Here is an 11,060-nt window from a genome sequence, read left to right on the forward strand (position 1 = left end):
TCGTTGGCCATGCCGGTGTTGGTCGGCCGCGCCGGTGCACTGGCCGCCAGCGCGCCGAGCTTGCCAGCCCTGCCGAGCGCCTTGCGCACCTTGGTGGTCAATTGCTCGTTGGAGAATGGCTTGCCGATGAAGTCGGACACGCCGGACTGAATCGCCTGGACCACATTTTCCTTGTCGCCACGGCTGGTGACCATGATGAACGGGGTGGCTTTGAGCTTTTCCTGAGCGCGGCACCAGGTGAGCAGCTCGAGGCCGGACATTTCCGGCATCTCCCAATCACAGAGGATCAGGTCGAACGAATCGCGGTCGAGCATCTGCTGGGCCTTGCGCCCGTTCACAGCGTCCTCGATACGAATCCCCGGGAAGTGGCTACGCAACCCCTTCTTGATCAAATCCCGAATGAAGGGCGCGTCATCCACCACCAGCACACTGACCTTGCTCATCACTCGCTCCTGCTTGAATGGCCGCCAGCATAGCGTTAGCAGCCCAACGAAAAAAGCATTCCAGACCAAAGCAACACCCAGCCGTATGCAAGGCGTCTGTCTGCTCCCGATCAGGACAACGCCTGGATCTGCCCGGCATACTGCAGGTATTCCGCTCAGCAATCGCGAGGCCGCCATGGTTCAGCATATTCTCGTCGCCCACGATCTCAGCCCCGACGCCGATCTGGCCTTGAGCCGCGCAGCGCAATTGGCGCAGCAGACCGGGGCACGCCTGAGCGTGCTGCATGTTCTGGCCGGCGAACCGGGCGCGACAGAGCAACAGAACGCCCAGACTTATCTGCAGACGGCGCTTGAGCGCCACGGCCTTGCCCAGCTGCAGCCCTGGATCCGTAGAGGCCGTGCCGCCGAGGAAATTATTACCCAGGCCGCCGGGCTGGAAATCGACTTGCTGGTGATGGGCCGTCATCACCGCCAGTCGCCGCAGGGATTCGCCGGTACCACACTGGAGCAAGTACTGCAGAACTGCCCCGCACCGCTGCTACTGGCGGTCGCGCCGGCAGTGCCCTACTCACGGGCGCTGGCCGCGTTGGATTACTCCAACTGCGCCAGCCGCGCGCTACAGGCGGCGTGGCAACTGTTGCCGACTGCCAGCGATCTGACGGCACTGAACGTCTACGAAATGGCCGAACTGCACCAGCCGAGCGAGCCTGACCTGGCGCTGCAGCGCGAACTGTTCGATCAGTTGCTCAGCGACCTTCGCGCTGACCTGCGCAACACCAGCGCGCGGCTTCATTCGAGCCTTCGTTACGGTGAGCGCAGCAGTTGCCTCGACGCCGCCATCGCAGCGCTGCAACCGCAACTTCTTGCGTTGGGCAGCCACAGCCGTAGCGAACTAAGCAACGCCCTGCTCGGCAGCCTGACCCGGCAATACCTCGACCAACCACCCTGCGATGTGTTGATCGCTCCTTGAGTCAGCTCTGACCGGCGGGTTGCCGCCCCTCCGCCAAGCACCTGCCCGGCCGCTCAGACGCCGAATCTGACGGCACAACGCCCACTCACCACGCCGCCTTCGCACTCGACGCGGTTGCGCCTGCGCAAACCCCTGCTACGTTTAGTTCTACGAACAATAACAAGACGAACCACATGCCAGGTCAGGTGACTACGCAGCTTTCGGGGCCATCGACGACCCGTGCCCGCCCGGCACGAAAGCGGTCTTCCACGTTCGCTTTGCATAGCCCAATTCAGCCAGGCGCATGGATGCCTCGCCAGCGATCTACCTGCCCTCGTACCGCTCCGGCAACGCGCTCAGGCCAACACGTCCGCAGACCGAACAAGCAACACCCAGTACCCACCGAACCGTTCAGCTCGTGGCAAAGACCACGTGCCGTGCTGTAAGCGGTCGACCCCAGCAAGGAGATAAGCGATGAAGCTTCTGGCAATTGCAACGGCAGCACTGAGCGCCGCAGCCCTTCCGGCCGTAGCCGCAGAAATATCCGATGGAAAGGTGAAGATCGGCATCCTGAACGATCAATCGGGGGTCTACGCCGACTTTGGCGGCAAATGGTCCTACGAGGCGGCAAAGATGGCAGCCGAGGACTTCGGCGGGACCGTGCAAGGCGCGCCGATCGAAATCGTGACCGCCGACCACCAGAACAAACCGGACATCGCCTCGAACATCGCCCGGCAATGGTACGACCGAGAAGAGGTCGACTCGATCATGGAACTGACCACGTCCTCCGTCGCATTGGCCGTCCAGGGGATATCCAAGGACAAGAAGAAGATCGACCTGGTAACCGGTGCCGCCACCACCGAGCTCACCGGCAAACAATGCTCACCCTACGGCTTCCACTGGGCCTATGACACCCACGCGCTGGCGGTTGGCACCGGTGGCGCACTGGTTTCCCAGGGCGGCGACAGCTGGTACTTCCTCACCGCCGACTACGCGTTCGGCTATTCGCTCGAAGAGCAGACCAGCGAGTTTGTGAAAAACAAGGGCGGCGAAATCAAGGGCTCGGTGCGCCATCCGTTGGCGACGAACGACTATTCCTCCTTCCTGCTGCAAGCGCAGGCATCCGGCGCTGAGGTGATCGGCCTGGCCAATGCGGGGCTGGATACCGCCAACGCGATCAAGCAGGCCGCCGAGTTCGGCATCGTCGCCAGTGGGCAGCGACTGGCGGCGTTGCTCTTCACCCTATCCGAGGTGCACGGGCTGGGCCTGAAAGCCGCACAAGGCCTGACGCTGACGGAAAGTTACTACTGGGGCCGGGACGACAAGTCCCGCGAGTTCGCGCAGCGCTTCTTCAAGCGCACCGGACGGATGCCGAACATGGTCCACGCCGGCACCTACTCGGGCGTCATGCAGTACCTCAAGGCCATCGACAAGGTCGGTACCGACGAGACCGAAGCCGTCGCCAAGGCCATGCACGAGATGCCGGTGGACGACATGTTCGCGCGCAACGCCAAGGTCGGCGCCAACGGGCGTCTGATCAGTGACGTCTATCTGATGGAAGTGAAGAAGCCGGAAGAAAGCAAGCAAGCCTGGGACTACTACAAGGTGCTCGCCACCGTTCCGGGAGACGAGGCGTACCTCAAGCCAGCTGAAAGCGGCTGCGACCTGGCCAAGCAATAAGCATGGCGACCAGCAGTAGCAGCATCGCAGGGGGCGCCGCGGCGCCCCCGAACACCGACGACCAGTCGCGCGTCGTGCTCTCGGCGCGCGGGCTGCGTCGCGATTTCGGCGGCTTCGTGGCGGTGAACAACGTCGATCTGGACGTACATCACGCCCGGGTCCACGCGCTGATCGGACCCAACGGCGCCGGCAAGACCACGGTGTTCAATCTTCTCACCAAGTTCCTGCAACCTTCGAGCGGCACCATCTGCCTGCTCGATCACGACATCACCCGCGGCGACCCGGCCAAGGTGGCGCGCATGGGGCTGGTGCGGTCATTCCAGATTTCTGCGGTATTTCCACACCTGAGCGTTCTGGAAAACGTGCGGGTGGCGCTGCAGCGACCCGGTGGGCTGGCGACGCAATTCTGGTTGCCGCTGCGCTCGCTGAACCGGCTCAACGAGCGCGCCATGGCGCTGATCGAGTCAGTGGGCCTGCAGGACGCCTGGCAGAGCCCCGCCGCAGACCTGTCCTACGGGCGCAAACGCGTCCTGGAGATCGCGACCACCTTGGCGCTGGACCCGAAGGTATTGCTGCTGGACGAGCCGATGGCCGGGATGGGCCATGAAGACGTACACATCGTCTCCGAGCTGATCCGTGAGGTCGCCCGTGACAGGGCCATCCTGATGGTGGAACACAACCTCAAGGTGGTTGCCGATCTGTGCGATGAAGTCACGGTGCTGCAGCGAGGAGAAATCCTCACCTCGGGTGATTACCAGACCGTGAGCCAGGACGCCCGCGTGCGTGAAGCCTACATGGGGACGGAAGATGACTGAGGCTACCGCATTGCTGAGCGTTCGCGAACTGAACGCCTGGTATGGCGAAAGCCATGCCCTGCATGGCATCGATCTGGATGTGCACCAAGGCGAAACCGTGACCCTGCTCGGCCGCAACGGCGTGGGCAAGACCACGGCGCTGCGCTCGATCATGGGCATCATCCGCAAGCGCAGCGGTTCGATTCACTTCGATGGACGCGACATGATGCGCGTCCCGCTGCACCGCACCGCCCACACCGGTATGGGCTTCGTGCCCGAGGAGCGTGGAATCTTTGCCTCCCTGACCGTGGACGAGAACCTCACCCTGCCGCCGATCATTGCCAAAGGCGGCATGAGCACCGAAGAAATCTACCAGCTGTTTCCCAACCTCAAGGAGCGGCGCAACAGCCCGGGTACCAAGCTTTCCGGTGGCGAGCAACAGATGCTGGCGATTGCCCGGATCCTGCGCACCGGCGCGAAGCTACTGCTTCTCGACGAACCCACCGAAGGCCTGGCCCCGGTGATCGTCCAGCGCATCGGCGATGTGCTGCTGGCCCTCAAGGAGCGCGGCATGACCATCCTGCTGGTGGAGCAGAATTTCCGCTTCGCCAGCAAGGTCGCGGATCGTTTCTACCTGGTCGACCACGGACGGATCGTTGACAGCTTCCACGTCGATGAGCTGCCTGACCGCATGACCATTCTCAACGAAACCCTGGGGGTCTGATGACGGCGATTTTCGGCGTACCTATCCAGGCCTTCCTCGGCCAACTGCTGATCGGGCTGATCAACGGCTCCTTCTACGCCATGCTCAGCCTCGGCCTGGCGATCATCTTTGGCCTGCTCAAAGTGATCAATTTCGCTCACGGCGCGCAGTACATGATGGGCGCCTTCGCCGGCTACCTGCTGCTGGCGGTGCTCGGCATCGGTTACTGGCCGGCATTGATTCTCGCGCCGCTTATTGTCGGGCTCGCCGGCGCCGGAATAGAACGCTTCGCGCTGTCGCGGTTGTACAACCTCGATCATCTCTACAGCCTGTTATTCACCTTTGGCCTGGCCCTCGCGCTGGAAGGCGCCTTCCGCTACTACTACGGCTCTTCAGGCCAGCCTTACGCCGTGCCCGATCTGCTATCGGGCGGCTACAACCTGGGCTTCATGTTCCTGCCCAAATACCGCGCCTGGGTGGTGGTGGCGTCGCTGATCATCTGCCTGAGCACCTGGCTGCTCATCGAGAAAACCAAGCTCGGCGCCTACCTGCGCGCCGCCACGGAAAACCCGACGCTGGTGCGTACCTTCGGTATCAACGTGCCGCTGTTGCTGACCTTCACCTATGGCCTGGGCGCTGGCCTGGCGGGGCTGGCGGGCATTCTTGCGGCGCCGATCTATCAGGTCAGTCCGCTGATGGGATCGAACCTGATCATCGTCGTCTTCGCCGTCGTGGTGGTCGGCGGGATGGGGTCGATCCTCGGTTCGATCATCACCGGCTATATGCTCGGCGTTCTAGAAGGACTGACCAAGGTGTTCTACCCCGAAGCCTCGAATATCGTGATTTTCGTGGTGATGGCGATTGTCTTGCTCGTGCGTCCGGCGGGCCTTATGGGGAGGGATGGCTGACATGCAGCATGCAACCGCAAACCCGACCACGACGCGCAGGCGCTGGAATGCCGAAACCATCCTGATCCTGCTCGGCGTCGCCGCGCTGGTTCTGGCGCCGCTGCACTTCTATCCCGTGTTTCTGATGAAGGTGATGTGCTTTGCCCTGTTTGCCTGCGCCTTCAACCTGCTGCTGGGCTACACGGGCATCCTTTCGTTCGGTCACGCTGCGTTCTTTGGCGGCGCCGCCTACTTCACTGCCCATGCGGTCAAGGAATGGGGGCTGACCCCAGAGCTGGGCATCCTGGTCGGCGTGTTCGGCGCCGCGGTGCTCGGACTGGTGATCGGCTTTCTGGCGATCCGACGACAGGGCATCTACTCGACGATGATCACCCTGGCGCTGTCGCAGATGTTTTTCTTTTTCTGCCTGCAGGCTCCGTTCACCCATGGCGAGGACGGCATACAGGGCATCCCCCGTGGTCACCTGTTCGGCCTGATCGACCTGAAAGAACCGCTGCACATGTATTTCTTCGTACTCAGCGTGTTCCTGCTGGGAATGCTGGCGATCTGGCGGATCGTCAATTCGCCGTTCGGCATGATCCTCAAGTCGATCCGCGAGAACGAAAGCCGCGCCATCTCGCTAGGCTATTCGGTGACGCGCTACAAGCTCGGCGCATTCGTCATGTCGGCGGCGCTGGCCGGGCTGGCCGGCGGATTGAAAGCGATGGTATTTCAATTCGCCACGCTCACCGACGTCAGCTGGCAGATGTCCGGCGAGGTGGTACTGATGACGCTGCTGGGCGGCATCGGCACGCTGGTGGGACCGGTGTTCGGCGCGGCGCTGGTGACCGGTCTCGGCAACTACTTCGCGACGTCCGAGCTGCCGGTCACGCTGCTCACCGGCATCATCTTCATGGTCTGCGTGCTGATCTTCCGTCGCGGCATCGTCGGCGAACTCTATGCCACGCGTCTCGGTCGGCGGGTCGAGCAGTCCCGGAAAGACTGATTCAGTTGCCTTCCAGATGCCCGTGCAGCTCGATGAACTGCTGGGTCAGCTTGTGGCGCGAGTCAAAATGGATGAGTGGTGTGCAGACCTGATGCGATTCGCGCATCCGCACCGAACTCATCAGGTGCACGGGCAGCACCGGTAGACCCTCGGCGAGCAGCTCGTCAATCATCTGCTGCGGCAATGCAGCACGAGGTTGAAACTGGTTGACCACGATGCCTTCGACTTCAAGGCCTTCGTTATGGTCCTCCTGCAGCTCCTCGATTTCATCGAGCAGGCTGTACAGCGCCTGGCGCGAGAAGCTGTCGCAGTCGAAGGGAATCAGGCAGCGGTCTGCGGCGATCAGCGCCGACACGGTAAAGAAGTTCAGCGCCGGCGGCGTGTCCAGATAGATGCGTTCGTATTCTTCGGAGAGGGTGTTCAACAGCTTTCGCAGCTTGTTGATCTTGTGCTTCGCCTCGAGCTTCGGCTGCAGATCAGCAAGCTCGGCGGTCGCCGTGATCAGATGCAGATTCTCGAAACGGGTTTCGGTGATCGGTGGGCGGGCTTTTTTTCCCGCCGGCCCACCGGCCAGGATCTGCTTAAAGTAATCGGCGATGCCTGTCGGCAGTTCGTCGCCGGTCAAGCCTGTGAGGTAGTGGCTGGAGTTGGCCTGCGCATCGAGGTCGATCACCAGCGTGCGATAACCCTGCGCCGCGCTCACTGCCGCCAGATTACAGGCAATGCTGGACTTTCCGACGCCCCCCTTCTGATTGAACACGACCCTGCGCATGCCACAGCCTCAAAAATCCCTGGGTGGTCGAGTCTATACGGCAAATATGACAGCAGGGTTACCACGCGAGACAAACCCGACCAAAGTCCATCACACCGCCACGGGCGCCTTGATGTGCGGATGGGCTTCGTAACCCACCAGCTCGAAGTCCTCGAAGCGGAAGGCGAACAGATCCTTCACCTCTGGGTTGAGCTTCATGGTCGGTAGCGGCAGCGGCTCGCGGGCCAGCTGCAGGTCAGCCTGCTCCAGGTGATTGGCATAGAGGTGACAATCGCCACCGCTCCAGATGAACTCGCCCGGCTGCAGGTCGCACACCTGGGCCACCATCAACGTCAGCAGTGCATAGCTGGCGATGTTGAAAGGCACACCGAGAAAGATGTCAGCCGAGCGCTGGTAGAGCTGGCAGCTGAGCTTGTTGTCCGCGACATAGAACTGGAACAGCGCGTGGCACGGCGGCAGCGCCATCTCATCGACCAGCGCCGGGTTCCAGGCGGACACGATCAGGCGCCGCGAATCCGGGTTTTTCTTGATCATCTCTACCAGTTTGCTGATCTGGTCGACCGATTCGCCGTTAGGCGCCGGCCAATTGCGCCACTGGTAGCCGTAGACCGGGCCGAGCTCGCCGTTCTCGTCTGCCCACTCGTCCCAGATGCGCACCCCGTTTTCCTGCAGGTATTTGATATTCGTATCGCCCTGAAGGAACCACAGCAGTTCATGAATGATGGATTTCAGGTGGCACTTCTTGGTCGTCACCAGCGGAAAACCGTCGGCCAGGTCGAAGCGCATCTGGTGACCAAACACGCTGTAGGTGCCAGTGCCGGTGCGATCGCTCTTGAAGGTGCCGTGCTCGCGCACATGGCGCATCAGGTCGAGATACTGTTTCATCAATGGGCTCGAAGCGGGCGCCGGAGCGCGGTGAAAGGAATCCTGCAAATAGTAAAAGCCGGCGTCCGGCTTGTCGCCCTCTTGGCGACGAAGCCCGACGGTGTGCGATCAGGCGGCCGCCTTTACCGGCTCGTGACGGTAGCCCCAGGCAATCATGCCGAGACCGATCAGGATCATCGGGACGCACAGGACTTGGCCCATGGTCAGCCAGCCAAACGCCAGGTAGCCAAGCTGGGCGTCGGGCACGCGAACGAACTCGACAATGAAGCGGAAGATGCCATAGCACACCGCGAACAGACCGGAGACGGCCATGGTCGGCCGCGGCTTGCTCGAATAGAGCCAGAGAATGATGAACAGGGCCACACCTTCCAGGGCGAACTGGTAAAGCTGCGACGGGTGCCGCGCCAGCTGCTGTGGATCGGTCGGAAACACCATGGCCCAGGGCACATCGGTCGCCTTGCCCCAGAGTTCGGCGTTGATGAAGTTGCCGATGCGCCCGGCACCCAGTCCGATGGGCACGAAGGGTGCGATGAAATCCATCAGCTCGAAGAACTTCTTGCCGTTGCGCCGGGCGAATATCCAGGTACACAGCAGTACACCAAGCAGACCGCCATGAAACGACATGCCACCCTTCCACACCTGGAAGATCAGCGTCGGATCGTTGAGGTAGGAAGCCAAGTCATAGAACAGCACGTAGCCCAGCCGTCCACCAACGATCACGCCCATGGCCACCCAGAACACCAGATCGGAAAGCTTGTCCTTGTCCCAGGTGGGATCGAAGCGGTGCAACCGACGGGACGCCAGCAACCAGGCCCCGCCGATGCCGATCAGGTACATCAGGCCGTACCAATGGATTTGCAGCGGGCCCAGCGATACGGCAACAGGGTCTATCTGCGGATAAGGCAGCATCCGGGTTTCCTCAGATCAAGAAGTTGATACCCACGCTCAACAGCAGCAGCGCGAACAAGCGCCGCAGCATCAAAGCGGATAATCGGTGCGCCAGACTGGCGCCGATCCGGGCAAAGAACATGCTGGTGATTGCGACGCCCACCAGCGCAGGCAGGTAAACGTAACCAAGGCTCCACTCAGGCAGCTGCGCATCCTGCCAGCCGACAACGGTGAAGCTCAATGCCCCGGCGAGGGCAATCGGCAAGCCGCACGCTGCGGAGGTGCCCACCGCCTGCTGTATTGGTACGCTGCGCCAGCTGAGAAAAGGGACGGTCAACGAGCCGCCGCCGATTCCAAAAATGGCTGAAGCCCAACCGATCACGACCCCTGCAACGGTCAGAACAGGTCTGCCCGGCACACCGGCACTGGCCTTGGGGCGCAGGGAAAAGCCCATCTGCACGGCCATGGCGATGGCGAATACACCGATGATCCTTTGCAGCATCGGTCCCTGGATCTGCGCTGCGGTCAGGCTTCCCAGCGCTGCGCCAAGCAGGATTCCCAGCGTCATCCAGCGCACTATCGGCCACTGCACAGCGCCTTTGCGATGGTGCGCCAGGATCGAGTTCAGCGAGGTAAAGACAATGGTTGCCAGGGACGTGCCAACGGCCAGATGGGTAAGAATCTGTGGGTCGAATCCCTGCGCTGTAAAGCTGAACACCAGGACCGGAACGATGATCATGCCACCGCCAACGCCGAACAGCCCCGCCAGAACACCAGCGAATCCGCCGAGAAGCAGATAGAGCGCGAATTCCATCGGAGCATCCTGAAAAGCAAAGCGGCATGTTAGCGCAAAAAACCGGCCTGAGGCTGCCGGCTGGAAGGCTCCGCGGACGCGCCATCCGAGCCTGCCGCTGCGCCGGGCTGGCATATCGGCGGCTTTTTCGTCTAGCCTCCAGCCTTCAGCGTTTTCTCTGGGTTCCTATGTGTTTGATCGTATTTGCCTGGCGCCCCGGCCATGCATTGCCGTTGATCGTCGCGGCCAACCGTGACGAGTTTCATGCACGCCCCAGCCTGCCGCTGGCGCGCTGGGATGACGCACCACAGGTCGTAGCCGGTCGCGACCTGCAGGCCGGCGGCACCTGGCTGGGTGTGACTACGGATGGGCGCTTCGCTGCGCTGACCAATATCCGTGCGCCCGGCTCCCCTGCCGGCGAACGCTCGCGAGGTGAGCTGCCCGAACGCTTCCTCCGCGGCACGCACACCCCCGCACTCTATCTGGAGGAACTGACCCACCGTCTCGATCAGTTTTCCGGCTTCAACCTGCTGGTCGGGAATCTCACTGAACTCTGGTATCTCAACTCCGAGGAAGGGACACCTCGCCCTCTAACGCCGGGCGTCTACGGCCTTTCCAACGCAGCCCTGGATACGCCCTGGCCAAAGCTGCTGCGTACCCGTTCCGCCCTGCAGGCCTGCCTCGGTGCGCCAGAGCGCGCCCAGTTGCTGGAGATCATGAGCGATTCACAACGCGCTGCGGATGCTGAACTGCCCGCGACAGGAATCTCGTTCGAGATGGAAAAGCTGCTGTCGAGCGCGTTCATCGCCAGCCCGGACTATGGCACCCGCGCCATCACCCTATTGGTCCGCCGCGCGGACGGTTCCATGAGCATGACCGAGCGTCGTTTCGACGCGAAGGGTGTGACCGGTGAAACAGAGATAGACCTGCCGCCGACGACAACTGAGCCCGCAAAGGTGTCGGGTTAGATCGCAGCAGACGGATTAACCATGCGGTCCAGCCCCAGATTGCGCAGCGTCAGCTGCACAGTGGCCTGGATGACCTGCGGGCTATCCATCTTCATCACCTTGGCCAACAGCTCACGCGCAGTGACCGAGCTGATCTGACGCAGCATCCACTTGACCTTTGGCAGGTTCGTGGCGTTCATCGACAGGCTATCGAAGCCCATCGCCAGCAACAGGATGGAAGCACTCGGATCGCCAGCCATCTCACCGCAGATGCTCACTGGCTTGCCTTCGTCGTGCGCCTCGCGAACGACCC

Annotated in this window: 13 protein-coding genes; 7 read left to right on the forward strand and 6 right to left on the reverse strand. The window is 62.0% G+C overall.

Translation table 11 applies throughout. The features are described 5' to 3' along the window. Positions 1-443, reverse strand: a 443-nt coding sequence (locus tag PSTU_RS0114280; RefSeq protein ID WP_019341708.1) for a response regulator, incomplete at its 3' end; no start/stop codon positions are given. Positions 444-618: 175 nt separating this feature from the next. Between PSTU_RS0114280 and PSTU_RS0114285 the strand changes: the two genes are divergently transcribed. The 6 genes from PSTU_RS0114285 (at position 619) to PSTU_RS0114310 (ending at position 6,462) form a co-directional block, all read left to right on the forward strand. Continuing rightward, complete coding sequence (locus PSTU_RS0114285; protein WP_019341709.1) at positions 619-1,413, forward strand: universal stress protein; 795 nt, start codon at positions 619-621, stop codon at positions 1,411-1,413. Positions 1,414-1,866: 453 nt separating this feature from the next. Further along, positions 1,867-3,072: an ABC transporter substrate-binding protein gene (locus tag PSTU_RS0114290; RefSeq protein ID WP_019341710.1), complete on the forward strand. Its 1,206-nt coding sequence runs from the start codon at positions 1,867-1,869 to the stop codon at positions 3,070-3,072. 2 nt (positions 3,073-3,074) lie between these two features. Next, positions 3,075-3,887: an ATP-binding cassette domain-containing protein gene (locus PSTU_RS0114295; protein ID WP_019341711.1), complete on the forward strand. Its 813-nt coding sequence runs from the start codon at positions 3,075-3,077 to the stop codon at positions 3,885-3,887. Continuing rightward, positions 3,880-4,590 carry an ABC transporter ATP-binding protein gene (locus tag PSTU_RS0114300; protein ID WP_019341712.1) on the forward strand — a complete coding sequence of 237 codons (711 nt, stop codon included), beginning with the start codon at positions 3,880-3,882 and terminating at the stop codon, positions 4,588-4,590. Before PSTU_RS0114295 ends, PSTU_RS0114300 begins: the two co-directional genes overlap by 8 nt. Then, positions 4,590-5,477, forward strand: a complete 888-nt coding sequence (locus PSTU_RS0114305; protein ID WP_019341713.1) for a branched-chain amino acid ABC transporter permease — start codon at positions 4,590-4,592, stop codon at positions 5,475-5,477. The genes PSTU_RS0114300 and PSTU_RS0114305 overlap by 1 nt, the downstream gene beginning before the upstream one ends. A gap of 1 nt (position 5,478) precedes the next feature. Continuing rightward, the gene (locus PSTU_RS0114310; RefSeq protein ID WP_019341714.1) at positions 5,479-6,462 is read left to right on the forward strand and encodes a branched-chain amino acid ABC transporter permease; all 984 of its coding nucleotides are present in this window, start codon (positions 5,479-5,481) and stop codon (positions 6,460-6,462) included. Position 6,463: 1 nt separating this feature from the next. Here the strand turns inward: PSTU_RS0114310 and PSTU_RS0114315 are convergent, their stop codons facing one another. The 4 genes from PSTU_RS0114315 to PSTU_RS0114330 all read right to left on the reverse strand — a co-directional run bounded on the left by PSTU_RS0114315 (position 6,464) and on the right by PSTU_RS0114330 (position 9,821). Then, positions 6,464-7,234, reverse strand: coding sequence for a ParA family protein (locus PSTU_RS0114315; RefSeq protein ID WP_019341715.1), 771 nt, complete (start codon positions 7,232-7,234; stop codon positions 6,464-6,466). Between the two features lie 90 nt (positions 7,235-7,324). Continuing rightward, complete coding sequence (locus PSTU_RS0114320) at positions 7,325-8,119, reverse strand: thymidylate synthase (protein ID WP_019341716.1); 795 nt, start codon at positions 8,117-8,119, stop codon at positions 7,325-7,327. 108 nt (positions 8,120-8,227) lie between these two features. Next, positions 8,228-9,028: a prolipoprotein diacylglyceryl transferase gene (gene lgt, locus PSTU_RS0114325; protein WP_019341717.1), complete on the reverse strand. Its 801-nt coding sequence runs from the start codon at positions 9,026-9,028 to the stop codon at positions 8,228-8,230. 10 nt (positions 9,029-9,038) lie between these two features. Further along, positions 9,039-9,821 carry a sulfite exporter TauE/SafE family protein gene (locus tag PSTU_RS0114330; RefSeq protein WP_019341718.1) on the reverse strand — a complete coding sequence of 261 codons (783 nt, stop codon included), beginning with the start codon at positions 9,819-9,821 and terminating at the stop codon, positions 9,039-9,041. A 167-nt stretch (positions 9,822-9,988) separates the two neighbouring features. Between PSTU_RS0114330 and PSTU_RS0114335 the strand changes: the two genes are divergently transcribed. Next, positions 9,989-10,768 (forward strand): NRDE family protein, encoded by a 780-nt coding sequence (locus tag PSTU_RS0114335; RefSeq protein ID WP_019341719.1) that lies wholly within the window; start codon positions 9,989-9,991, stop codon positions 10,766-10,768. On the opposite strand, the gene PSTU_RS0114340 is transcribed toward PSTU_RS0114335, so the two are convergent. Then, a partial coding sequence (locus PSTU_RS0114340) for a putative PEP-binding protein (protein WP_029404796.1) occupies positions 10,765-11,060 on the reverse strand: 296 nt, incomplete at its 5' end. The genes PSTU_RS0114335 and PSTU_RS0114340 overlap by 4 nt on opposite strands.

The organism is Stutzerimonas stutzeri SDM-LAC (assembly GCF_000235745.1).
Classification (GTDB): domain Bacteria; phylum Pseudomonadota; class Gammaproteobacteria; order Pseudomonadales; family Pseudomonadaceae; genus Stutzerimonas; species Stutzerimonas stutzeri_H.

Coding starts and splice junctions, on each gene's coding strand:
- PSTU_RS0114285 (WP_019341709.1), top strand. CDS start 619: ATGGTTCAGCATATTCTCGTCGCCCACGATCTCAGCCCCGACGCCGAT.
- PSTU_RS0114310 (WP_019341714.1), top strand. CDS start 5,479: ATGCAGCATGCAACCGCAAACCCGACCACGACGCGCAGGCGCTGGAAT.
- PSTU_RS0114295 (WP_019341711.1), top strand. CDS start 3,075: ATGGCGACCAGCAGTAGCAGCATCGCAGGGGGCGCCGCGGCGCCCCCG.
- PSTU_RS0114290 (WP_019341710.1), top strand. CDS start 1,867: ATGAAGCTTCTGGCAATTGCAACGGCAGCACTGAGCGCCGCAGCCCTT.
- PSTU_RS0114315 (WP_019341715.1), bottom strand. CDS start 7,234: ATGCGCAGGGTCGTGTTCAATCAGAAGGGGGGCGTCGGAAAGTCCAGC.
- PSTU_RS0114335 (WP_019341719.1), top strand. CDS start 9,989: ATGTGTTTGATCGTATTTGCCTGGCGCCCCGGCCATGCATTGCCGTTG.
- PSTU_RS0114300 (WP_019341712.1), top strand. CDS start 3,880: ATGACTGAGGCTACCGCATTGCTGAGCGTTCGCGAACTGAACGCCTGG.
- PSTU_RS0114330 (WP_019341718.1), bottom strand. CDS start 9,821: ATGGAATTCGCGCTCTATCTGCTTCTCGGCGGATTCGCTGGTGTTCTG.
- lgt (WP_019341717.1), bottom strand. CDS start 9,028: ATGCTGCCTTATCCGCAGATAGACCCTGTTGCCGTATCGCTGGGCCCG.
- PSTU_RS0114305 (WP_019341713.1), top strand. CDS start 4,590: ATGACGGCGATTTTCGGCGTACCTATCCAGGCCTTCCTCGGCCAACTG.
- PSTU_RS0114320 (WP_019341716.1), bottom strand. CDS start 8,119: ATGAAACAGTATCTCGACCTGATGCGCCATGTGCGCGAGCACGGCACC.